The sequence below is a fragment of the Rhabdochromatium marinum genome (assembly GCF_016583795.1).
Lineage (GTDB): Bacteria > Pseudomonadota > Gammaproteobacteria > Chromatiales > Chromatiaceae > Rhabdochromatium > Rhabdochromatium marinum.
This window is the reverse complement of sequence record NZ_NRRS01000005.1, coordinates 1-21,368: the sequence shown is the minus strand read 5'-3', so window position 1 is coordinate 21,368 and position 21,368 is coordinate 1. Positions and strand designations below refer to the sequence as shown.

The following is a 21,368-nucleotide window of genomic DNA, read 5'->3' as shown; positions in this document are numbered from 1 at the left end:
CCGCCCCTGCCGGCTGTGACGCTCAAGACCGGAATGAACCTGATGGTCTATGTTCTATGGATATAACCCCTTACCTGAAACTGATGGTGCAAAAGCGCGCCTCGGATCTGTTTTTTACCGCCGGCACCCAGGTCAAGATTAAGATCGACGGTGTGATTCAGTCGATTGGCGACACCATTTTCGATGCCAGCATGTGCGAGAGCGCCGTTCACTCAGTGTTGACAGGGGAGCAGATTGAACATCTGGAAACCCACCGCGAACTTGACTTTGGTATTGGCCTGACCGGCCAGGGTCGCTTTCGTGTCAACGCCTTCTATCAGCGTGGTACCGCCGCCATGGTGGTGCGTTACCTGACCAGCAAGATCCCCAGTATTGATGAACTAGGTCTGCCGCCGATTCTCAAGCGCCTGGTGCTGCATCGTCGCGGCATTATTTTAATGGTGGGGGCCACCGGCTCGGGTAAGTCAACTACCCTGGCGGCTATGATCGACCACCGCAACAAATCAACACCCGGACATATTCTGACCATTGAAGACCCGATCGAGTATCTGCATACCCACCAGAAATCCATCGTCAATCAGCGCGAACTTGGGCTTGATACCCTGGACTATGGCAATGCGCTCAAAAGCGCTCTGCGCGAAGCTCCAGATGTGATTCTGATCGGCGAGATCCGCACCCGCGAAACCATGGAGGCGGCGATTGAACTCTCCGGCACCGGCCATCTGGCCATCTCCACCCTGCACGCCAACAACGCCTATCAGACCATGGAGCGCATTATCAACATGTTCCCCATGGAGATGCACAAGACGCTCTTTATGGATTTATCGCTCAACTTGCGCGCCATCATCTCTCAACGCTTGGTGCGCACCGTCGATGGCAAGCGCGCCGCTGCTATCGAAATTCTGATGAACACTCCACACATCAGCGATCTGATCCGCGAGGGGCGCGTCGATGAAATTCGCACGGCTATGGCGGAAAGCAAGGAAGAAGGCATGGTCACCTTCGACAATGCGTTGCTGAAGCTGTATCGCGACGGGCGCATTTCCCTGGAGGACTGCCTCGGCAATGCCGACTCAGCGGCCAATCTGGAGGCGCGGATTAACTTCGGCTGAGGCGGTTGGCCGGCGGGCTGAGCTGGAGCACGGCATGCAGCGCGTTGAGGAAGCGCTGGTTTTCCTCAGCGGTGCCGACGGTGACGCGCAGGCAGTCGTGCAGCTGAGGGTGGGCGCCGTCGAGGTTCTTAATCAGAATCCCTTGGGTTTTGAGTCCTTCAAACACCTGTGTGGCGGTACCGCTGGGCATGCGCAGCAAAATGAAATTCGCTTCACTGGGATAGGCGTGTAGGCCCTCAATGGCGGTTAGCGCCTGGGCTAGGCGCTCGCGCTCGGTGCGAATTGCCTGGGTTTGCGCAGCAAAGACCTCGGCATGGTGCAGGGCAAAGACGGCGCTGGCTTGTGTCAACACATTGATGTTGTACGGCAGCCGGGTTTTGTCGATTTCCGCAATCCACTCGGGCGGGCCGGCCAGGTAGCCCAACCGCAGCCCGGCCAACCCCATCTTTGACATCGTGCGCAATACCAGCAGATTGGGCCAGTCGCCCAGGCGCGGCAAAAAGCTGTGATCGGTAAAGGGTGCATAGGCCTCGTCGATTACCACCAGTCCAGGGCTGGCCTCGATGATACGTGCAATGGCCTGCGTGTCGAACAGGTTGCCAGTCGGGTTGTTCGGATAGGCGATAAAGGTCAGCACCGGCTGATGAGCCTCAATGGCCGCCAGGGCCGCGTCCAGATCCAGTGAGAAGTCCGGCGTGCGCAGGGCGACGCCGTGATACTCCAGTCCGGCAAAGGTGGCAATCATCCGATACATCACAAAGCCAGGATCGAACGACAGCAGACTGCGTCCACTTCCAGCCAGTGCCAGGGCCAGCATCTGGATCAGCTCGTCAGAGCCGTTGCCCAACACCAGCCCCATGTCCGGGGCGATGTTCATGGTGTCGCGCAGGGCGGCCTGCAAGGCGCTGGCCTGGGGATCGGGATAGAGGTGTAGCGCCTGTTCGCGCAAGGTGTCGAGCCAGGGTTCGCGCAGCTCTGCTGGCAGGGCATAGGGATTTTCCATGGCATCGAGCTTGGTCAGGCCGCGTGCATCCGGGACGTGATAGGTCTTGATAGCACGGATGGACGGGCGTATCAGCGACTCCACCAAGGTAGCATGGGATGGAACAGACGTGTGATTAATTACGATAGATCCTCATGGTCAGTGCGTTGGCCGCGCAGTTCAGCTGAGCGCGCATGGGCGGTGAGTCCCTCGCCGCGCGCCAGAGTGCTGGCCGTTGTGGCCAGACTGGCGGCTCCCGCCGCCGAAGCCATGATGACACTGGAGCGCTTCTGGAAGTCATAGACTCCCAGCGGGGAGGAAAAGCGCGCACTGCGCGAGGTCGGCAGTACGTGATTGGGCCCGGCGCAGTAGTCTCCCAATGCCTCGGCGGTATAGCGCCCCATGAAAATGGCACCGGCATGGCGAATCTTTGCCGCCAGGGCCTGGGGGTCGGCGACGGACAGCTCCAGATGCTCAGGGGCAATGTGGTTGGCCACGGTGACTGCTTCATCCGGATCGCGCACCAGAATGAGGGCGCCGCGCGCTTTGAGAGCGGCAGCGATGATGTCGCGGCGTTCCAGACTCGGCAGCAGCCGGTCAATGCTGTCAGCCACCCGCTCCAGATAGGTGGCCTCCCAGCTCACCAGAATGGATTGGGCGTCTTCGTCATGTTCGGCCTGGGAGAACAGGTCCATGGCGATCCAATCCGGGTCGGTCTCACCATCGCACAGGATGAGGATTTCTGAGGGGCCGGCGACCATATCGATGCCCACTTGGCCGAAGACCGCACGCTTGGCAGTGGCGACATAGATGTTGCCAGGGCCGACGATCTTGTCTACTGCCGGAATGCGCTCAGTGCCATAGGCCAGGGCCGCGACCGCCTGGGCGCCGCCCACCGCGAACACCCGATCCACTCCAGCCAGGGCGGCGGCAGCCAATACCAGCTCGTTTAACTCGCCACCAGGGGTGGGGACCACCATGATGAGTTCAGCGACCCCAGCAACCTTGGCTGGCAGGGCGTTCATCAGCACTGAGGACGGATAGGCTGCCTTGCCGCCCGGGACATAGAGCCCGACCCGATCCAGTGGCGTGACCTGTTGCCCCAGTCGGGTGCCATCGGCCTCGGTGAACTCCCAGCTCTGCACGCGCTGATGTTCGGCATAGGCGCGGATGCGCGCGGCTGCGCCTTCGAGAGCCTCGCGCTGGGCGCGTGGAATGCTGTTGAGTGCCTGCTGTACGCGCGCCAGCGGTAACTCCAGGGCGGCGGCATCGGCCGGTGACCAGCCATCGAAGCGCGCGGTGTATTCGCACAGCGCGGCATCGCCACGGGTGCGAATCTGCTCGATGATTTCGGCGACGCGCTGCTGCACAGCACTGTCGGACACCGACTCCCAGGCCAGCAGGGCCTCGAGACGGGCATTGAAATCGGTTTCAGTTGTGGACAGGCGGTGAATATCAGGCATAGGGCAAAGCCGGCCGTGGGCCGAGAGCTGGGGTTAAGGACGGGGGGATGGCACAGCGGCGCGGATGTCATTGATCATTTGGGTTACGCGCTCATGTTTCATTTTCCAGGAGGCTTTGTTAACGACCAGACGCGAGCTGATGTCGTCGATGTGTTCCAGAGGCACCAGGCCATTGGCTTTCAGGGTGTTGCCACTCTCGACCAGATCGACAATCAGATCGGCCAGGCCCACTAGAGGCGCAAGTTCCATCGAACCATAGAGCTTGATGATCTCGACCTGCTTGCCCTGGGTGGCGAAATAGCGCTCGGCGCAGCGCACATATTTGGTGGCGATGCGCAGGCGTCCCGGCCCCTGATGGCGCGCACCCGGCTTGCCGGCCACCATCATGCGGCAGCGGGCAATGCCCAGATCAAGCGGCTCGTAGAGCCCCTCGCCGCCATGTTCCAGCAGCACGTCTTTGCCGGCAATTCCGACATCGGCCGCGCCGTATTCGACATAAGTGGGTACATCGCTGGCACGGATAATGACCAGCTTCACTTCCGGGCGGTTGGTGTCCAGAATCAGCTTGCGGCTGCTGTCGGGATCATCGCGCGGCTCAATGCCGGCGGCCGCCAGCAAGGGCAAGGATTGCTCGAAAATGCGGCCCTTGGACAGCGCGATGGTCAGTGGTGCGGTCAAGTGGTTCAGTCTCCATCAAACAGGCCCGGCGGTCGGGGTGCGCGTGGAGGAACGGCACACCCTGGCCCCCAGGGAGGATAATTTTTCTTCAATGTTATCGTAGCCGCGATCAATATGGTAAATCCGGTCGATCAGGGTCTCGCCCTCGGCGACCAGAGCCGCCAGCACCAGACTGGCCGAGGCGCGCAGATCTGTGGCCATCACCGGCGCGGCGGTCAGGCGCTCGACGCCACGGCACAGCGCCAGATTGCTCTCCAGGCGAATGTCTGCGCCCATGCGCTGCATTTCGAGCACATGCATGAAGCGATTTTCAAATACGGTTTCGGTGACGGTGCCGGTGCCCTCGGCAATGCTGTTCAGCGCGCAGAACTGTGCCTGCATATCGGTCGGAAAAGCAGGGTAGGGCGCGGTATAGACATCGACGGCGCGCGGGCGTCGTCCGCGCATGTCGAGTTCAATCCAGTCCTCACCCGTGTCGATGTGAGCACCGGCCTCGCGCAACTTGGCTAGTACGGCATCAAGCAGCTCGGCGCGCGTGGCGCGTACCCGCACCTGACCGCGTGTCATGGCAGCAGCCACCAGGTAGGTGCCAGTTTCGATGCGATCCGGCAACACCGAATACTCGGCGCCGCTCAAGTGCTCGACGCCATCAATCACCAGGGTACTGCTGCCAGCTCCGCTGATGCGCGCGCCCATGGCATTGAGGAAGTCGGCCAAATCCACAACTTCCGGCTCGCGCGCGGCATTTTCGAGCACGGTGCGCCCCTCGGCCAGTGTGGCGGCCATCATCAGGTTCTCGGTGCCAGTGACTGTGACCTGATCCATGATAAAGCGCGCGCCGTGCAGGCGCTTGGCGCGCGCTTGCACATAGCCGTTGCGCACCTCAATGTCGGCTCCCATGGCGCGCAGGCCGTCGATATGCAGATTGACCGGACGCGAACCGATGGCACAGCCACCCGGCAGGGAGACCTCCGCCTCGCCAAAGCGCGCCAGCAGTGGCCCCAGCACCAGAATGGAGGCGCGCATGGTTTTGACCAGTTCATAGGGCGCGGCAAAGACGCGCACTTCGCTGGCATCGGCGTGAATACGCATGCGATCATCCACCGTCAGGCGCACCCCCATGCGTCCGAGCAGTTCCATGGTGGTGGTAATGTCGCGCAGATGCGGCACATTCGACAGCAGGCAGGGGCTTTCCGCCAGCAGGGTCGCTGCCAGAATGGGTAGTGCGGCATTCTTAGCTCCCGCCGCGCGTACCTCGCCTTCGAGCCTTGGCCCGCCCGTGATCAACAACTGATGCATGGTGTCAATATTCCATCGGAGCTTGTTTTTTCGTAGGCCGGAGAAACGTAGCGCACCCAGCAACGGTGGCCGTTTTACTGGAGGGTCTGATCGCCGGAGGCGGGTAAGTCAAGCAGCTCAGCCAGATTGGAAAAGCGTGCAATGCGGATCATAGAGGGCGGCCAGTTGAGGATTCGCAGCGAGGTTCCGGCGGCGCGGGCGCGCACCAGCCAGTCGAGCATGAGTGCAACGGCAACGCTGCTGGCCTGGGTGACACCGGACAGATCGAGCTCCAAGGGGGTTGCAGCCGCCGGCTGTTTGGCGCGGCGCGACTGGCGGCCCGGAAACAGATGCCTGGCCTCGCGTGCCAGCGCGGGGACCGTTTGCAAGTTAAGCTCGCCCTCCAGGCGCAAACGGCCCGCGCCGAGTTCGATCAAGCGCGCCATGGCTGTCAGGCTCCGGGCCCGCGACTCTTGGCACGTAGTTCCTCGATCAGACCGTCGATGCCACTGCGGCCCAGGATGGCGCGAAACTGTCCCCGGTAGTTGGAAATCAGGCTGACGTTTTCGATCACCACGTCATACACCTTCCAGTCGCCGTCCTGATTGTGCAGGCGATAATCGACCGGAATGGCCGAGGCGCCGGGTGCGCGCACCTGGGTTGGGACAATCACGGTGTCCGAGCGGGTGCCGGGTCGGGCGGCCTGATAAAGGATGTCCTCGCCCGAGTATTTGAGCAAGGCGGTTGCATAGGTGCTTACCAGAACCTCGCGAAAGGCGTCGATCAAGGCCTGACGTTGCGCCGGGGTGGCCTGGCGCCAGTCGCGCCCGACGGCGGACTGGGTAATGAGTTCAAAATCAAAATGCGGCGCCACAATGCGCCCGACCAGGTCGTAGATCAGTTGCGGGCGGCGTTCGATCTCAGCCTGGCGCGTCTCCAGGGTCGAGAGCATGGTCTCGGCCGTTGTGCGGACCAAGTCAGTAGGAGACTGCGCCGCCTGTGACGTTCCGAGCGCCAGCCACATTAGCAGCGCACTCAGTCCCAAGGATTGGATGATTCTCATGTCTGTTAACCCTCTTCCGCCTTATTGAGTAGGAAGCGTCCGATCATTTGCTCCAGCACCAGTGCCGACTGGGTATGTTCGATCTGATCACCATCAGCGAGTGACTCCAGGCTGCCGCCCGGATCCAGTCCGATGTATTTTTCGCCCAGCAAGCCGGCCGTGAAAATACTGGCGAAGGTATCGAGGGGAATGGCGTTGAATTCATCATCAATTCGCAGGGTCACCACAGCCTGAAAGCGTTGCTGGTCATAGCGGATGGATTCCACCCGCCCGACGCGCACGCCGGCCATGCTGACCGGTGCGCGCACTTTGAGGCTGCCGATGTTATCGAAGCGGGCCGTAATGCGGTAACCCTCGCCACTGGTGAGCTGGTTGAGGTTACTGACATGCATGGCCAGAAAGAAGAGCGCGACCAAGCCGATGACCATGAAGGCACCAACGGCGATCTCCACTGTGCGCGTTTTGACCATTATTTTTTAGTCTCCAAACATCAAGGCCGTCAGGACAAAGTCGAGCGCCAGCACCGCCAGGGATCCATTCACCACCGTGCGAGTGGTGGCGCGACTGATGCCGGTGGCGGTCGGCACGGCATCATAGCCCTCAAAGAGCGCAATCCAGGTGACCACAAAGCCAAACACCAGGCTCTTGATCACGCCGTTAACCAGATCGTTGCTGAAGTCAATTTGCGCCTGCATCTGACTCCAGAAGGCGCCGGAATCCACGCCGAGCAGGCCCACGCCGACAAAGTAGCCGCCCAGCACCCCGATGGCGCTAAACAACGCTGCCAGCAGCGGCATGGACAGAAAGCCACCGAGCAAGCGCGGACTCAGCACCCGTTTGACCGGATCCACCGCCATCATTTCCAGCCCCGAGAGCTGTTCGGTGGTTTTCATCAGGCCGATCTCGGCGGTCAGGGCAGATCCGGCGCGACCGGCTACCAACAGTGCCGACACCACCGGGCCGAGTTCGCGCACCAGCGAGGCGGCTACCATGACGCCGAGGCTTTCAGCGGCGCCAAAGCGCGATAGCACATAGTAGCCTTGCAGCCCCAGCACCATACCGACAAAGAGCCCGGAGACCACGACAATCAGAATGGATAACACCCCGATGGAATAGATTTGCAAGAGCACGAGTCGCGGGCGCCGTAGCAAGGACGTCAGACCCGCAAGCATGCCGAGCAATAACAGCAGCGAGCGTCCGGAGGTGGCCAGGGTGTTCAGCGCCCAGTGCCCCAGGCTGGCGAGGGCATTGATCATCGGTGCGCCTCGCTGAGCAAACTGGCGGCCAGATCAGGCGCCGGATAATGAAAATGCACTGGCCCATCCGGCAGCCCATCAACGAATTGCCGCACCCAGGGCGAGGACTCACGCGCGATCTCTTGCGGCGTGCCCTGACAAATCAGGCGCCCTTGGGCGATCAGATAGGCCTGATCGGCAATGCTCAGGGTTTCGCGCACATCGTGCGATACCAACAGGCTGGTCATAGCGCTGGCATCGTTTAACTGGCGGATCAGGCTGACCAGCACGCCCATGGAAATGGGATCCTGCCCGGTAAAGGGCTCATCGTACATGATCATCATCGGATCGAGCGCCACCGCTCGCGCCAGGGCCACCCGGCGTGCCATGCCTCCCGACAGGGAGCTGGGCATCAGTTGCGCCGCGCCTCGCAGCCCTACCGCTTCGAGCTTCATCAGCACCAGGCGCCGTAGCACGGATTCCGGCAGCCGGTAATGCTCGCGCAAGGGATAAGCGATATTCTCGAACACATTCAGATCGGTTAACAGGGCTCCGCTCTGAAACAGCATGCCGATGCGAATACGCAGTTCAAACAGCTCACGGCGACTGAGCGTGCCAATGTCCTGGCCGTCCACTTCGATGCGCCCGGCATCGGGTCGCAATAAGCCGCCGATCAGTTTCAGCAGGGTGGTTTTGCCGGCACCACTCGGCCCCATAATGGCGGTGACCTTGCCACGCTCAATGTCCAGATCGAGGTGATCGAAAATTACCTGCTCATCGCGAGAGAAGCACAGCCCGCGCACGCGGACCAGCACAGAGGATGCCTCGGGGGCGGGCGTCATCGTGGGCTGTGGCGGGCGGGCGGAAGCGGCTGTCATGCCAGGCGGCCTGCAAGAATGCCAGGAGCCTGGCGCCAAGCGGCGACGGTGATGTGAAGAGACATGCGGGTACTTGCGTTGACTGGAAGCGGCAGCAGGAAAGACGCCCATTGTCTGGACTTCCCGCAGGCACGTCAAGCAGACACCAGAGGCAACCACTGCGAATCCTCACGGCCGGGCCGGAATGCTCAGCCGTGAGCAGGATTTTGGTTCCGCTGGATGCGAGCCAAGCGCGCTTGAATGCTATGATTAAGCAATCATGGCTCAGGCTGTTGCCTTCAGACCAGAAACGATCCGCCGATCACCCTGGTCAGCCGCCACCAGCCTGGCTCAAAACGCTTTGAGAGATGACCATTACAGAGAGAGCCAGCCGATGCAAGATGCCATTGAAAGGGCCAAGGCCATTCGCGCCGTGATCTTCGATGTTGATGGGGTGCTGACCGACGGCAGCCTGTTCATCGGCGACGATGGTCAGGAGTATAAAGCCTTTCACTCGCGCGATGGTCATGGGATGGTTATGCTGCAACAAACGGGGGTTAGCCTGGCGGTCATCACCGGGCGGCAGTCCCAGGTGGTACGGCTGCGCATGGAAAGCCTCGGTATCAACCATGTGTATCAGGGGCGGCGTGATAAGGTGCCGGCCTATGATGAATTCAAGGAGCGCCTGCATTTGCCTGACAGCGCCTGTGCCTATGTCGGCGACGATGTAGTGGATTTACCCATTCTGTGCCAGGTTGGTTTGGCCATCACCGTGGCCGATGCCCATCCGCTGGTCAAGGCCCATTGCCACTGGCAAACCGAGCAGGGCGGTGGGCGCGGTGCGGCGCGCGAGGTGTGCGAGTTTATTATGCGAGCCCAGAACTCGCTCGATTCCGTGCTGGCCCGTTATTTGCCGCCTCTGCGGGCTGTCTAGGCGGCGCCGGGTTCGATTGACCGGATGCTTGAGCATCGCCGTCAGCGCTTGCTTGCCGTCACCCTGGCGTTGCTGGGTCTGCTCGCCTGGTGGTTCGCACAGCTGCGACCGGCCCCCGAGCTGCAGCCGGGCGCTGCGACCGACCGCCAGCCGGATTATGTGGTCGATGGCATTCGCGCCCTGATGCTTGACGATAATGGCCATCCCTCTCGCCGGCTCAGTGCGGAACAACTGCGGCATTATCCTGACAATGACAGCAGCGAACTGGAACACCCCCGGCTGCTGGTGTATGACCAGCAGGCGCCGTCCTGGGACATCAGCTCCGAGCGTGGCTGGGTTGCGGCCGATGCCAAGCAGATTACCCTCAGCGGTGCTGTGACCGCGCACCGCGCTGCTACGCCAGACAGTGCGGCCATCCGTTTGCTCACCAGCGAGATGACCTTTTTTCCGGATGACAAGTATGCCGAGACTGATCGTTTCGTCGAAATCGACAGCGGGCCCCATCGCATCACCTCCGTGCATGGCCTGCACCTTTGGTACCTTGAGCCGCTGCACGGGCGCTTGTTTGGACGGGTGCGGGCGAGAATCGCCATGGACCACAGCACCCGCTAACTGGAAACTATGGTTCAATGCCGTTATGAGACTTCAAGCCTTTGCTGCCTTCCAACTGCCGGCCAGTCTGTTCCTGCTTGGCTTGGTTGCCACCGAACCTGTGGCGGCGCTTGACAGCGATCAGGAGCAGCCGTTGTTTATTGAGGCCGATGCGGTGGAGCTCGATGAAAAAACCTCCCAGAGTTTGTACATCGGCCATGTCGATGTACAGCAGGGCAGTCTGCATATCCGCGCCGATCGCGTGGAGGTGGAGCATCACGACAACCGCCAGCCGCGGCTGATCATTGCCATTGGTGATCCCGCCCACTATCGCCAGATGACCGAAGACAGCAGCGAGCCGCTGCTGGGTCGGGCACAGCGCATGGAGTACAATGCCGATCGTAATGAAATTACCTTTATCGATCAGGCTCTGCTGACCCAGGGCCAGGATCGCTTTTCCAGCGATCGCATCGTCTATAATCGCGCCATGGAGCGCGTGACCGCTGGCACCAGCGCCCAAGGTCGCGAGCGCGTCAAAATCACCATTACGCCGAACGAATGACGCGTCGCGCCCGAACCACCCATCGCAGTGCGTCTTCCCGGGCATTGCAAGCCGCCGGGCTGGTCAAAAGCTATCGCGGCCGCCGGGTGGTCGATGGGGTGAGCATTGAGGTCAATGCCGGCGAGGTCGTCGGCCTGCTCGGTCCCAATGGCGCTGGTAAGACCACCAGTTTCTACATGATCGTCGGGCTGGTGGGCGCCGATGCCGGGCGTATTCTGCTGGCGGGCGAGGATGTCACCCAGGCACCCATGCACAGCCGCGCGCGGCGTGGTCTGAGCTACCTGGCGCAGGAAGCCTCGGTGTTTCGCAAACTCACCGCCACCGATAATCTGATGGCGGTGCTGGAAACTCGCTCGGATCTCAATGAGCGCCAGCGCCGCCAGTATTGCGAGGCGCTGCTCGACGAACTGGGCATCGGCCACATCGCCCAATCCCTGGCGCTGAGTCTGTCCGGCGGCGAGCGCCGGCGCCTGGAAATGGCCCGCGCCCTGGCGGTCGAGCCGAAGGTGATGTTGCTCGACGAACCCTTTGCCGGCGTCGATCCCATTGCCGTGGTGGACATTAAAACTATCATCACTCACCTGCGTGAGCGCGGGATCGGCGTGCTGGTGACTGACCATAATGTGCGCGAAACCCTCGATATTTGCAATCGTGCCTACATTATCAACGATGGTCAGGTGATCGCCGAGGGCGCTCCGGCGGCCTTGCTGAGCGATGCCCAGGTGCGTGCGGTTTATTTGGGCGAGCATTTTCGGCTCTGACTTGAGGCTGATCCGGGCTGTTTGGGGCTGTTTAAGCAAAGATTGCAGACCGGGTTGCACCGGATCGGGAAAGATCAACTACAATGAAATTTGCCCTATGCAAAAATCATTCACCATCCACCGCACTTGTCTCCATGCCCATGCCGCCGGAGCTCTGTTAAAGGCGTCGTGATGAAGCAAAGCATGCAATTGCGCCTTGGCCAGCAGCTGACGATGACGCCGCAGCTGCAACAGGCGATTAAACTCCTGCAACTCTCGACTCTGGATCTCCAGCAGGAGATTCAGCAGGCGCTGGAATCCAACCTGATGCTGGAGAGCGCCGATGATGAGCTGTCGGAGGCTGGCGCCGAACGGCTGAACCCGGATGAGCTCGCTGCCCAGGCGCCTGACCCGCGCATCGAAGAGGTCCGACTCGACAGCTCCCTGCATCCAGAGCGCGATGCTATGCCGGCCGAACTGCCAACTGACAGCCAGTGGACCGACACCTTCGACAGCTATTCCCCCGGCACTGGCTCCGGAGCCAACGGTCAGGACGGCAACGATTTTGATCTCTTTGCCCAACGCTCGCGCCCCCAGACGCTGCATGATCACATCGACTGGCAGCTCAATCTGGCGCGTTTCGATGCGCGCGATCAGAGTATCGCCGAGGCGCTGATTGATGCCATCGACGCCGATGGCTATCTGCGCCTGGATCTCACCGAATTGCCGGTGATTTTGGATGATCCGACGCTGGAAGCCGATGAAATCGATGCCGTCCTGCATCGCATTCAGAGCTTCGATCCGCCCGGCATCGCCGCGCGCGATCTACAGGAATGTCTAATTCTGCAACTGCGCCAGCTCCCGGACTCACAGCCGCAGCGGGACGGTGCGCTGCAGATTTGCATGCGGCATTTCGATGCCTTGGCGCGCAATGATCTTGATGCCATGCGCCGCGGCAGCAAACTCCAGGACAGCGAGCTGGCCCAGGCGCTGACGCTGATCCGCTCCCTGAACCCGCGCCCCGGCTCCGCTGTGACCGACATGCGCCCGGAATACATTAAGCCCGATGTGCTGGTGCGCCGCCGCGACGGGCAGTGGCAGGTGGAGCTCAACCCGGACAGCACGCCAAAAATCCGCGTCAACGAGCGCTATCGGCAACTGATTCGCCGTGCTGACAAGGCCGCCGACAATCAGTGCCTGAAATCTCACTTGCAAGAGGCGCAGTGGTTCATCAAAAGTCTGATCAGCCGCAACGACACCGTGCTGCGGGTGGCCAGCAAGATCGTGGAATTGCAGCAAGACTTCTTTGATTTTGGCGAGGAGGCCATGCGCCCGCTGATTCTGCGCGACATCGCCGAGACCCTGGAGCTGCATGAATCCACTATCTCGCGCGTAACCACGCAGAAATACATGCACACCCCCAGGGGCACCTTTGAGTTCAAATACTTTTTTTCCAGCCACGTCAACACCTCTTCGGGAGGCGAGTGTTCGTCAACAGCCATCCGGGCTTTCATCCGCAAACTCGTGGCCGCGGAGAAACCCAATAAACCCCTAAGCGACAGCAAGATTGCTGATGTGCTGTCGGAGCAGGGGATTCAGGTGGCGCGACGTACAGTTGCCAAGTATCGCGAAGCCATGGGCATTCCGCCCTCGAATGAGCGCAAGCGCCTCGCCTGACAACGGAGACCCCGTCTCCAGCTTTAAGGCATCAGTCGAGGCTGCGCTCGCCCATCCAGGAGTTAAAACCTATGCAAATCAAGCTCACCGGGCATCATATCGACATCACTGAACCACTCAAGGACTACGTCGATAACAAATTTTCCCGCTTAGAGCGCCACTTTGACCATGTGATTAATGCCCACGTCATCCTGAGCGTCGAAAAGGTGCGCCAAAAGGCGGAAGCCACCCTGCTCATCAATGGGGCCAATGTCTTTGCTGATGCCACGCATGAGGACATGTACGCCGCCATTGACGGACTCATCGACAAGCTCGACCGACAAGTGATCAAATACAAGGAGAAACGGCAGAATCATCGCGCCCCTGGCTCCAAGGCCGCCAGTGCCGAGCTGGCCGCTGCTACTGAGGAAGCCTCCGCTACGACAGCCACGGATGCGCCTGACGACGACTGAAGATCAAGGTGCCTGAAGCCCCGGGCCTCCAGGTCAGTTGACCCGAGGCCCAGCCGCCAGGCGTGACGAATCACCCTTACCGGAGCCGGTCCCTGCGGCTCCGGTTTTTGTTGCAATTGAAGAGCCAGTATTGAACATGTTTCCTCCGCACTTTATTGTCGCGCCCCGGGTGCTCGGTGGGGCTAGCATCCGCAGCAAAAAGCGGCTGCTGGAAACCCTGGCTGAACTCCTGGTCGGCGAATTGCCGGCCCTGAGCCGCGAGTCGGTTTTCGACCGCCTGTTGGAGCGCGAACGCCTTGGCAGCACCGGGTTGGGCCATGGTGTGGCTTTGCCGCATGCGCGTATGGCGGAAGTCACCGATCCCATTGGCGCCTTCATCCAGATCCGCGAGCCGGTGGCTTTCGATGCCATTGACGATCAGCCGGTCGATCTGGCCTTTGCGCTGCTGGTGCCCGAGGCCGCCGACGAGACCCATCTGCAACTGCTCTCCGGTCTGGCCACGCTGTTTGATCAGGACTCCCTGCGCCAGCAGTTGCGTGGCACCGAGGGATCCCAAGCCCTGGTCGATGTGCTGCTTGAGGCCGCGCAGCGCAGTCAGCCGCCCGTTGCGACGCCGCTGTAGGAGTCGCTACGCTGATCGACTCCCTGCAAAGTCTTGTCGACAGCCTGCGCGAGCCGCTGCAGCTGCGCTGGCTGCTGCCCCCTCCACCACAGCCGGTTCCGCTGGCCACTCCACCGCAGGCGCCACGTCAACGCCTGGTCGGCTCCATGAATTGCGTCCGCCCCAATCGGATGCAGATTGTCGGCCCGGTTGAATTCGCCTACCTGCGCGATCTGAACCCGCAGGCACGCACGGATATGCTGAAGCGCGTGTTCACCGCGCAACCCATTGCCATTATTTTTGCCGCCGGACTTGAACCTGATGCCGATTTCCGTGCACGCGCAGTCCAGACCCAAATCCCGCTGCTCAGTTCCAGTTGCGACGATCAGGATATTGTCGAGCGCTTGCAGCAGACGCTGACCTATGCTCTGGCCGAGCGCACCACCCTGCACGGGGTCTTTATCGAAGTGCTGGGCCTGGGCGTGCTGCTGGTTGGGGATCCCGGTATTGGCAAAAGTGAACTGGCACTGGAACTGGTCGCGCGCGGCCATCGACTAATTGCCGATGATGCGCCGGAATTTGCCCGCATCGGCCCCGAGTTGATTGAGGGACGCAGCCCCCCGTTGTTGCAGGATTTTCTTGAAGTGCGCGGGCTCGGGGTACTGAATATTCGCGCCATGTTTGGCGAAAGCTCGGTGCGCGCGAGCGATTATTTGGACTTGGTCGTCAGCATGCGCACCTATGCGGCCAGCGAACTGGCCTGCATTGATCGCTTGCAAGGCAGCCTGTCTGCGCGCACCATTCTCGGCGTGCCAGTGGCAGAAATCACCATTCCCGTGGCGCCGGGGCGCAATCTCGCGGTGCTGCTGGAAACCGCCGTGCGCAGCCAGATCCTGCGCACTCGTGGCTATGATGCCGGCGCAGACTTGGCCAACCGCCAGGCCGATCTGTTGACGGCTGGCCAGGTGCCGGCCTGGAATACCTGACTCGACTCCAGCAGGAATTTGCGCAGCCATGGACTTCATCATCGTGAGCGGACTGTCGGGCGCAGGCAAGAGCGTGGCCCTGAATACCCTGGAGGACATCGGCTACAACTGCATCGACAACCTGCCGCTGTTCCTGCTCAGCGATCTCGCGCTGGGTTTGCGTCACAGCCATCCACTGCCGGGCGCAGAGAGTGTGGGCACCGCCGTTGGCATCGACGCGCGCAGTGATCCAAATGATTTGCAGCGCCTGCCGCAGGTGCTGGTCAGCCTGGCCGAGCAGGGTATTGTGCCGCAGGTGCTGTTTCTGGAGGCCCAGACTGAGCGTCTGATGACGCGCTTTAGCGAAACGCGCCGCAAGCATCCTCTCACTGGCACGCAACGCTCCTTGGGTGAAGCCATCGACTACGAGCGCGAACTGCTCGAACCCCTGCGCCTGGTGGCCCATGCGCTGCTCGACACCACCCACACCAATATCCACGAACTGCGCGATCTGGTGCGCGGCTGTCTCGGTAACGGCCAGCAACTCAATACCTCAATACTGCTGCAATCCTTCGGTTTCAAGAAAGGTGTGCCCGAGTCCTTTGATTTTGTGTTCGATGTCCGTTGTCTGCCCAACCCGCACTGGCAGCCGGACCTGCGCAGCCAGACTGGTCGTGATTCCGGAGTGATCGAGTATTTGGAACAATTCCGCGATGTCATCGATATGCGCGATGACCTGATTGCTTTCCTGAGCCGCTGGACGCCCTGCTTCGAGCGCGACGGACGTGGCTATCTGACCATTGCCATTGGCTGTACCGGCGGACAGCATCGTTCGGTGTATATGGCAGAATCCCTGCGCGCGCATTTTGAGCGCAGTGGCCGGCGCGTGTTAGTCCGACACCGGGAGCTGCCGTGAGCGTCTCCCTGCTGGTCATCACCCATAATCAGATCGGTGCTGAACTGTTGGTCACTGCCACGCGCATGTTTGGCACCTGTCCGCTGACCGCAGCCGCGCTGGATGTGACTGAATACGATGATCCCGATCAGCTCTATGAGCGCGCCATCAGCGTTGCCAATGAACTCGATGATGGCAGCGGCCTGTTGATTCTGACTGATCTGTTCGGCTCAACGCCCTCGAACATTGCCACCGGCATCAGCCATGATCATCAGGCGCGGGTGCTGGCGGGCGTTAATCTGCCCATGCTGGTGCGCGCACTGAATTATCATTGGCTGGATCTGAGCGCGCTGACCGAAAAAGCCCTGAGTGGCGGTCGCGATGGCGTGCTGCTGTGCCAGATTAAAAGCCCCTGACAAATGCCTCTCAACCCCCATGCTTCGCAAAGATGTCGACATCATTAACCGCCTTGGGCTGCACGCGCGTGCAGCGGCGAAATTTGTTACCTGTGCCAGCCGTTTCAACAGTGATGTGCAGGTAGAACGCAACGGACGCCGGGTCAATGGCAAAAGCATCATGGGTGTCATGATGCTGGCGGCCGCGCGCGGTACCAGCATTACCATCGAAACCGATGGTGATGACGAACAGGAGGTCATGGACGAACTGGTCGCGCTGATTGCCGATTACTTCGGAGAAGGGGAGTAAGTCACCGTGATCACCGCCTTTGTCGGGCTGGGCGTGGCCGGTGCGCGCAAGCTCGCCGTTGGCCCGGCGGCCTTGCTGCGCCAGGAACCGAATGTGTCGCCGGATCCAATCGAGCGTCCCGAGGTCGAGTTGCGCCGTCTGGATGCCGCGCTGGATGCCGCGCGGCGGCGCCTAGAACGCACCCGTCAACAGATTCCGCTTGATACCCCCGCGCACATCGCCGATTTCATTGACACTCATCTGTTGATGCTGACTGACTCAGCGCTGGTCGATGCCACCCGCGACCTGATTCGCGAGCAGCACATCAATGCCGGCTGGGCGCTCAAGCTCCAGCGCGACATTCTGGTACAGGTGTTCGATGAGATGAACGACCCTTATCTCAGCGCCCGGCGCGATGATATTGAGCATGTGGTGCGTCAGATTCAGCTGTGTCTCGACTGCCATGATGAGCCTGACAGCGGGGATTTTATCCTTGATCAGGTCAAGGATTGCGTCATCGTCGCTGATGACCTGACACCGGCGGATGCCATTTTATTGCGCCAACGCGGTGTCGCGGCTTTCGTCACCGAGCATGGCGGCCCCATGTCGCATACCGCCATCCTGGCGCGCAGCCTGGATATCCCTGCGGTGATGGGCGTGCATCGCGCCACCGCCGTCCTGCGCCAGGGTGAGCAACTGGTGGTTAATGCCGCCACCGGTACTGTGCTGGCCACCACCGAACCTGAAACGCTGGACTATTTCCGCCGTCAGCTCAGCAGCGCCGAAAGCTACCGCGAAACGCTCAAGCAACTGCTCGCGCGTCCTTCCACCAGTCGCGACGGCATTCCGGTGGTTTTGCTCGCCAACCTCGAACTGCCCGAAGACAGTGCGGCGGCTCAGGCCAATGGCGCCTCTGGCGTCGGACTCTACCGTACCGAAATGCTCTTTTTGAACCACACCCGTGCGCCACGCGAAGATGAGCATCTGGCCAACTATCTCAGCATTCTCGACGCCCTCAATGGTCTGCCGCTGACCATTCGCACCCTGGATCTCGGGGTCGATAAAAGCATTCGTTACCTGTCCGAGCGCCTGCCACCATTGATCAATCCCGCGCTCGGCCTGCGCGCTATCCGCCTGTGCCTGAAGGAGCCGGAACTCTTTCTGCCGCAACTGCGCGCCATTCTGCGCGCTTCGGCCGCCGGGCCGGTGCGTTTGATGATTCCGATGATCTCCACCCTGAACGAAGTTGACAGCCTGCTGCGCCTGATCCAGACCACCAAGCGCATGCTGCGCCGCGAAGGGCTGGCTTTCGATCCATTGATGCCCATCGGCGGCATGATTGAGGTGCCGGCCGCTGCCCTGATGGCCGAAGCGCTGGCGCGCCGGCTGGACTTTCTGTCGATTGGCACCAATGACCTGATTCAATACACCCTGGCCATTGATCGCTTGGACGATTCGGTCAGCTATCTGTACGAACCCCTGCACCCGGCCATTCTGCGCCTGATCCAGTCCATTATCGAAGCTGCTGCCAAGACTCGCACCCGGGTCAGCATGTGCGGTGAAATGGCTGGAGATGCCCGCTACACCCGGCTACTGCTGGGCCTGGGGCTGCGCGAATTCAGCATGCAGCCGGGCTCCCTGCTGGAAGTCAAAGCCATTGTGCGCGACAGTAATGTTGGTGCGCTCAAGCGCACCATGGTGGAACTGATGCCACGCATCGACGATATTAGCTCCCAGCATCTGCTTGATCGCCTGGCCGAAGCGGCCTAAGACGAGATGACTCAGAGCGCCACCGACTCCCGGTGCACCAACTCCCAGCCGCTGTAGAGCAGCACCAGTGGATGCAGGGTCGCCTCGCCGAGCGGACGGGTGACGCGCGCATCACTGGCGTAGCGTTTGAGCTGGGCGCGGGCGTCTTCCAACAAAGACTCACGCCTAGCTGGGCTGTTCTCGGCGCGGCTGATATATTTCAGTTCAATCAGATAGGCATGGCGCATATCCGGATAGCGGAAATAAAACGGCGCCAGATAGAGATCGACAAAACCGCCGGCCTGTTCAGACTCAGAAAACACCCGAAAATAAGGGCTGAGATTCAGCCAGGCCAGCAGAAAACCCTGGATCATTTTCTCGCCTTGGAGAAAGTCGCGCACACTGGCCTGTTGTGCGATCTGCTCGGCGAGATAATCGAAAAAGCCCTGCCATTCACCGCGATAAGCCATAAAGCGCAGTTTTTCAGCGACCTCATAGGTGCTGGGACGAAACACCCCCACTTCGTCATAGGCCGCGCGCAGGTAGCCATACATCAACTGGCGAACGGTGCGATTGGGGATTTTCAGCAGCGGCGCACCCTCGCGCTCGCCGGCAAAGCTCAGCAGCCCCAGGTAATAGACCAGGGAGACAAAATTGTCCTGCCGCAACAGCCCCTCGGCGGGGAAGCTCGGTTGGATGGTGGCGACTTGCTCGCCCGACTCAATGATGGCGCGCAGCCGGGAGAAGTTGCCGTTCAGATGCGCGGCGGGCGGGATGCTCTGATCGCTTAATTGACGATCAACCCGCACCAGGTGGCGCAGCTTGCCATAATCAATGCGCACATTATGATCAATCAGATCATCCGGTGGTTGATGTAGATCGACCAGAGATTGCAGATAATAGAGCGCCATGTCGCTGTTGACCACTGATTCGCGGCACGCCGGGTGAAAATGATAGTGGTTGTACCACTCATCGATAATCGCTTGATGGGCATTGAAGTCTTGCCCAAAGTCGACAAACAAGCGTTCAACTTCTCCGTGGGTAAAGCCGAGCAAGGCATTGAAGCGCGGATCCAGACTGATATTGCGCCCGATGTTAAAACCACTGGTGACATCATCCAGGGTTACTGGCGACACACCGGTGATGAACAGCCGCGACAAGCCGCTGCCGGTGCGTCCTACCGCTTCTTTCAGCAGCGCGAAGAAATCGCGAAAAAAGCCGCTGCTGTGGGTCAATTGCCGATAGGCGTCATGTCCGTCATTGACCAGAATATTGTTGGCGAAATTGTCGTATTCATCAATAAAGAGATAGAGCGGCTGATCTGTGAGCAGCAGGTCGTCGATCAACCGCTCTAGGCGGCGGATCAGGGTGGTCTCGCGCATCACTCGCTCGGTCAAGCCCTCGGGCAGGCGTTCGCGGTGACGCTCCAGCACGCCCTCAAGCAGAATGCCGGTGTGGGCTTCAAAAGACTCCTCGACCAGTCGCAGGTCGGAGCGCACGGCGGAGAAGTCAAAGCGCAGGGTGATGTAGCGGCCTTTTTCCGGCGTGGGATGCTCGGCGATCCAGGTGTCGGTAAAGAGACGGTCGAAGCGCTTGACCCAGTTGGCGTCGTAATAGCATTCCATTACCGACTGCAACAGGCTTTTGCCGAAACGGCGCGGGCGGAGCAGAAACAAAAAGCGCCCGGCGTCTTCGAGTTGCGGCAGAAACCGGGTTTTATCGACATAGTAGCCACAGTGCCCGCGCAGCTTGATGAAATCGGCCTCTCCATAGGGGATGCGCCAGCGAGGTTTTTCTGTGCTCATCGGAGTCAGGCCTCTTCTGGTGTTGTTTCGGATCCTTGCGCAGCGGTTGGCAGTGAGCGCAGGCTGATGGTTGCCATGATGCGGTCGGTCTCGGCGAGGATTTTCAGGATGCGCTGATAGTGTTTGATGTCGGTGAAGTTGAGCGCACAGCCTTTGCGATCCTTGAGCCATTTTTGGGCGGGTTGATAGCCGCCGATATAGAAACTCCAGGAGACCGCTGGGACGGCGTCGAAGTATTGGCTGGCGTTGATCCAGACTTTGCCGTCGTCGAATCTCGGCTTATCGATGCGGTTGTCACCGTCGCCGTTGAAGGGATAGGGGGTGGCGCCGATGCTGTCGGGATCCATCAGGTGCAGTTGGCGCAGATGGATGCCCTTGGCGGAGACATCCCAGAATTCCTCCGGGCTAGTCGGCCAGGGGATGCGTGGGAAGTCGATTTTCAGGAATTCGGCGTAGGTTTCGCGGTAGGCGGGGCAGTGCAGGACGCCGTAGAGGTAGTCGAAAACAGCCAGTTCGTCGGGGGTGCCGTGCTCGGGGTGTTTGGCGAGCTTTTGCAGTTTTGCGTACAGTTTGGGGTCGAAGTTGATGCGGCGGGTTTGGTCAAGGTCTTGGTCAGTGGGGTAGAGATAAAGGGGGCAGATAATATTAACTTCTTTAATGCTTAATGAGTGGTGGGTAATAGGGCGGTTAAAAATAAAAGTATCCGAAAATGGGCGTGAACCTTCAATTTTTCTGGTCAAGCTAAGTCCGAAATTATTTGTTTTCATATGCCTCATTACTTCGAGGCGCGGACGACAAATAAAACCTCTTGATGTTCCAGTGTAATAAGTCCAGCGTATATCAAAGGGTCTGTAAGCAATTTGCATCAAATAATCAGGTGTAGGCTCTCCAATGTCTTTCTGAGCAGATGCAATAGACCAGCCCTTTTAAGGTGGGCTAACCAGCGGCCAGAAGCTTGGCGGTCGAGACATGCGGCTTATCTTTGTATCGAGTGCGTTTGGTCAGCGGTTTTTTCGGACCCCGGCGATTTTTTCGCATGGCTTTC

The 21,368-nt window shown here is 60.2% G+C and carries 24 protein-coding genes; 13 read left to right on the top strand and 11 right to left on the bottom strand.

From position 1 onward, the window contains the following. Positions 1-56 precede the first annotated feature (56 nt). A complete protein-coding gene (locus tag CKO36_RS02745) occupies positions 57-1,112 on the top strand; it encodes a PilT/PilU family type 4a pilus ATPase (RefSeq protein ID WP_200280227.1) in 1,056 nt (351 codons plus the stop codon). Here CKO36_RS02745 and hisC read toward each other — a convergent pair. The 9 genes from hisC to CKO36_RS02700 form a co-directional block, all read right to left on the bottom strand. Then, on the bottom strand, positions 1,099-2,202 hold the full coding sequence (gene hisC / locus CKO36_RS02740; RefSeq protein WP_207161368.1) for a histidinol-phosphate transaminase: 1,104 nt from the start codon (positions 2,200-2,202) through the stop codon (positions 1,099-1,101). The two genes, CKO36_RS02745 and hisC, sit on opposite strands and share 14 nt — an antisense overlap. 32 nt (positions 2,203-2,234) lie before the next feature. Continuing rightward, positions 2,235-3,557 (bottom strand): histidinol dehydrogenase, encoded by a 1,323-nt coding sequence (hisD, locus tag CKO36_RS02735; protein WP_200280225.1) that lies wholly within the window; start codon positions 3,555-3,557, stop codon positions 2,235-2,237. A gap of 33 nt (positions 3,558-3,590) precedes the next feature. Further along, complete coding sequence (gene hisG / locus CKO36_RS02730) at positions 3,591-4,235, bottom strand: ATP phosphoribosyltransferase (protein ID WP_200280223.1); 645 nt, start codon at positions 4,233-4,235, stop codon at positions 3,591-3,593. 15 nt (positions 4,236-4,250) lie between these two features. Continuing rightward, positions 4,251-5,534, bottom strand: coding sequence for a UDP-N-acetylglucosamine 1-carboxyvinyltransferase (murA, locus tag CKO36_RS02725; protein ID WP_200280221.1), 1,284 nt, complete (start codon positions 5,532-5,534; stop codon positions 4,251-4,253). A gap of 74 nt (positions 5,535-5,608) precedes the next feature. Beyond that, positions 5,609-5,959, bottom strand: coding sequence for an STAS domain-containing protein (locus tag CKO36_RS02720; protein ID WP_200280218.1), 351 nt, complete (start codon positions 5,957-5,959; stop codon positions 5,609-5,611). 5 nt (positions 5,960-5,964) lie between these two features. Then, positions 5,965-6,576: an MlaC/ttg2D family ABC transporter substrate-binding protein gene (locus CKO36_RS02715; protein ID WP_200280215.1), complete on the bottom strand. Its 612-nt coding sequence runs from the start codon at positions 6,574-6,576 to the stop codon at positions 5,965-5,967. Between the two features lie 5 nt (positions 6,577-6,581). After that, a complete protein-coding gene (gene mlaD / locus CKO36_RS02710; RefSeq protein ID WP_200280212.1) occupies positions 6,582-7,046 on the bottom strand; it encodes an outer membrane lipid asymmetry maintenance protein MlaD in 465 nt (154 codons plus the stop codon). A gap of 6 nt (positions 7,047-7,052) precedes the next feature. Then, on the bottom strand, positions 7,053-7,832 hold the full coding sequence (mlaE, locus tag CKO36_RS02705; RefSeq protein ID WP_200280209.1) for a lipid asymmetry maintenance ABC transporter permease subunit MlaE: 780 nt from the start codon (positions 7,830-7,832) through the stop codon (positions 7,053-7,055). Then, entirely contained in the window at positions 7,829-8,689 is an 861-nt protein-coding gene (locus tag CKO36_RS02700) for an ABC transporter ATP-binding protein (protein ID WP_420826308.1), read from the bottom strand. Before CKO36_RS02700 ends, mlaE begins: the two co-directional genes overlap by 4 nt. Before the next feature lie 373 nt (positions 8,690-9,062). Between CKO36_RS02700 and kdsC the strand changes: the two genes are divergently transcribed. The 12 genes from kdsC (at position 9,063) to ptsP (ending at position 18,539) form a co-directional block, all read left to right on the top strand. Further along, entirely contained in the window at positions 9,063-9,602 is a 540-nt protein-coding gene (gene kdsC / locus CKO36_RS02695; RefSeq protein WP_200280207.1) for a 3-deoxy-manno-octulosonate-8-phosphatase KdsC, read from the top strand. A 24-nt stretch (positions 9,603-9,626) separates the two neighbouring features. Continuing rightward, entirely contained in the window at positions 9,627-10,214 is a 588-nt protein-coding gene (gene lptC / locus CKO36_RS02690; RefSeq protein WP_200280204.1) for an LPS export ABC transporter periplasmic protein LptC, read from the top strand. A gap of 25 nt (positions 10,215-10,239) precedes the next feature. Continuing rightward, a complete protein-coding gene (gene lptA / locus CKO36_RS02685) occupies positions 10,240-10,755 on the top strand; it encodes a lipopolysaccharide transport periplasmic protein LptA (RefSeq protein ID WP_200280201.1) in 516 nt (171 codons plus the stop codon). Next, a complete protein-coding gene (gene lptB, locus CKO36_RS02680) occupies positions 10,752-11,516 on the top strand; it encodes an LPS export ABC transporter ATP-binding protein (protein ID WP_200280198.1) in 765 nt (254 codons plus the stop codon). The genes lptA and lptB overlap by 4 nt, the downstream gene beginning before the upstream one ends. Positions 11,517-11,687: 171 nt before the next feature. Next, on the top strand, positions 11,688-13,172 hold the full coding sequence (locus CKO36_RS02675; RefSeq protein ID WP_200280195.1) for an RNA polymerase factor sigma-54: 1,485 nt from the start codon (positions 11,688-11,690) through the stop codon (positions 13,170-13,172). A 71-nt stretch (positions 13,173-13,243) separates the two neighbouring features. Next, on the top strand, positions 13,244-13,624 hold the full coding sequence (gene hpf, locus CKO36_RS02670; RefSeq protein WP_200280192.1) for a ribosome hibernation-promoting factor, HPF/YfiA family: 381 nt from the start codon (positions 13,244-13,246) through the stop codon (positions 13,622-13,624). A gap of 136 nt (positions 13,625-13,760) precedes the next feature. After that, on the top strand, positions 13,761-14,246 hold the full coding sequence (locus CKO36_RS02665) for a PTS sugar transporter subunit IIA (RefSeq protein ID WP_200280382.1): 486 nt from the start codon (positions 13,761-13,763) through the stop codon (positions 14,244-14,246). A 146-nt stretch (positions 14,247-14,392) separates the two neighbouring features. Further along, positions 14,393-15,211 (top strand): HPr(Ser) kinase/phosphatase, encoded by an 819-nt coding sequence (gene hprK / locus CKO36_RS02660; protein WP_242469347.1) that lies wholly within the window; start codon positions 14,393-14,395, stop codon positions 15,209-15,211. A 28-nt stretch (positions 15,212-15,239) separates the two neighbouring features. Continuing rightward, positions 15,240-16,106, top strand: a complete 867-nt coding sequence (gene rapZ / locus CKO36_RS02655) for an RNase adapter RapZ (protein ID WP_200280189.1) — start codon at positions 15,240-15,242, stop codon at positions 16,104-16,106. Continuing rightward, positions 16,103-16,501, top strand: a complete 399-nt coding sequence (locus CKO36_RS02650; protein WP_200280187.1) for a PTS sugar transporter subunit IIA domain-containing protein — start codon at positions 16,103-16,105, stop codon at positions 16,499-16,501. The genes rapZ and CKO36_RS02650 overlap by 4 nt, the downstream gene beginning before the upstream one ends. A gap of 19 nt (positions 16,502-16,520) precedes the next feature. Continuing rightward, positions 16,521-16,790 carry an HPr family phosphocarrier protein gene (locus CKO36_RS02645; protein ID WP_200280184.1) on the top strand — a complete coding sequence of 90 codons (270 nt, stop codon included), beginning with the start codon at positions 16,521-16,523 and terminating at the stop codon, positions 16,788-16,790. A 6-nt stretch (positions 16,791-16,796) separates the two neighbouring features. Further along, entirely contained in the window at positions 16,797-18,539 is a 1,743-nt protein-coding gene (gene ptsP / locus CKO36_RS02640) for a phosphoenolpyruvate--protein phosphotransferase (RefSeq protein ID WP_200280181.1), read from the top strand. Positions 18,540-18,550: 11 nt separating this feature from the next. Here ptsP and CKO36_RS02635 read toward each other — a convergent pair whose 3' ends face one another. Together CKO36_RS02635 and CKO36_RS02630 are read right to left on the bottom strand one after the other, a co-directional pair. Continuing rightward, a complete protein-coding gene (locus tag CKO36_RS02635) occupies positions 18,551-20,323 on the bottom strand; it encodes an AAA family ATPase (RefSeq protein WP_200280178.1) in 1,773 nt (590 codons plus the stop codon). A 5-nt stretch (positions 20,324-20,328) separates the two neighbouring features. Then, positions 20,329-21,216 carry a type ISP restriction/modification enzyme gene (locus tag CKO36_RS02630; RefSeq protein WP_338053410.1) on the bottom strand — a complete coding sequence of 296 codons (888 nt, stop codon included), beginning with the start codon at positions 21,214-21,216 and terminating at the stop codon, positions 20,329-20,331. Positions 21,217-21,368: the final 152 nt, after the last annotated feature.

What these genes read in the sequence shown, in the direction of transcription:
- lptC (WP_200280204.1), top strand. Translation starts at nt 9,627, where the DNA reads ATGCTTGAGCATCGCCGTCAGCGCTTGCTTGCCGTCACCCTGGCGTTG.
- mlaD (WP_200280212.1), bottom strand. Translation starts at nt 7,046, where the DNA reads ATGGTCAAAACGCGCACAGTGGAGATCGCCGTTGGTGCCTTCATGGTC.
- CKO36_RS02745 (WP_200280227.1), top strand. Translation starts at nt 57, where the DNA reads ATGGATATAACCCCTTACCTGAAACTGATGGTGCAAAAGCGCGCCTCG.
- murA (WP_200280221.1), bottom strand. Translation starts at nt 5,534, where the DNA reads ATGCATCAGTTGTTGATCACGGGCGGGCCAAGGCTCGAAGGCGAGGTA.
- CKO36_RS02645 (WP_200280184.1), top strand. Translation starts at nt 16,521, where the DNA reads ATGCTTCGCAAAGATGTCGACATCATTAACCGCCTTGGGCTGCACGCG.
- rapZ (WP_200280189.1), top strand. Translation starts at nt 15,240, where the DNA reads ATGGACTTCATCATCGTGAGCGGACTGTCGGGCGCAGGCAAGAGCGTG.
- CKO36_RS02665 (WP_200280382.1), top strand. Translation starts at nt 13,761, where the DNA reads ATGTTTCCTCCGCACTTTATTGTCGCGCCCCGGGTGCTCGGTGGGGCT.
- CKO36_RS02675 (WP_200280195.1), top strand. Translation starts at nt 11,688, where the DNA reads ATGAAGCAAAGCATGCAATTGCGCCTTGGCCAGCAGCTGACGATGACG.
- hprK (WP_242469347.1), top strand. Translation starts at nt 14,393, where the DNA reads ATGAATTGCGTCCGCCCCAATCGGATGCAGATTGTCGGCCCGGTTGAA.
- CKO36_RS02635 (WP_200280178.1), bottom strand. Translation starts at nt 20,323, where the DNA reads ATGAGCACAGAAAAACCTCGCTGGCGCATCCCCTATGGAGAGGCCGAT.
- CKO36_RS02715 (WP_200280215.1), bottom strand. Translation starts at nt 6,576, where the DNA reads ATGAGAATCATCCAATCCTTGGGACTGAGTGCGCTGCTAATGTGGCTG.
- lptB (WP_200280198.1), top strand. Translation starts at nt 10,752, where the DNA reads ATGACGCGTCGCGCCCGAACCACCCATCGCAGTGCGTCTTCCCGGGCA.
- lptA (WP_200280201.1), top strand. Translation starts at nt 10,240, where the DNA reads ATGAGACTTCAAGCCTTTGCTGCCTTCCAACTGCCGGCCAGTCTGTTC.
- kdsC (WP_200280207.1), top strand. Translation starts at nt 9,063, where the DNA reads ATGCAAGATGCCATTGAAAGGGCCAAGGCCATTCGCGCCGTGATCTTC.
- hisD (WP_200280225.1), bottom strand. Translation starts at nt 3,557, where the DNA reads ATGCCTGATATTCACCGCCTGTCCACAACTGAAACCGATTTCAATGCC.
- CKO36_RS02700 (WP_420826308.1), bottom strand. Translation starts at nt 8,689, where the DNA reads ATGACAGCCGCTTCCGCCCGCCCGCCACAGCCCACGATGACGCCCGCC.
- hpf (WP_200280192.1), top strand. Translation starts at nt 13,244, where the DNA reads ATGCAAATCAAGCTCACCGGGCATCATATCGACATCACTGAACCACTC.
- mlaE (WP_200280209.1), bottom strand. Translation starts at nt 7,832, where the DNA reads ATGATCAATGCCCTCGCCAGCCTGGGGCACTGGGCGCTGAACACCCTG.
- CKO36_RS02720 (WP_200280218.1), bottom strand. Translation starts at nt 5,959, where the DNA reads ATGGCGCGCTTGATCGAACTCGGCGCGGGCCGTTTGCGCCTGGAGGGC.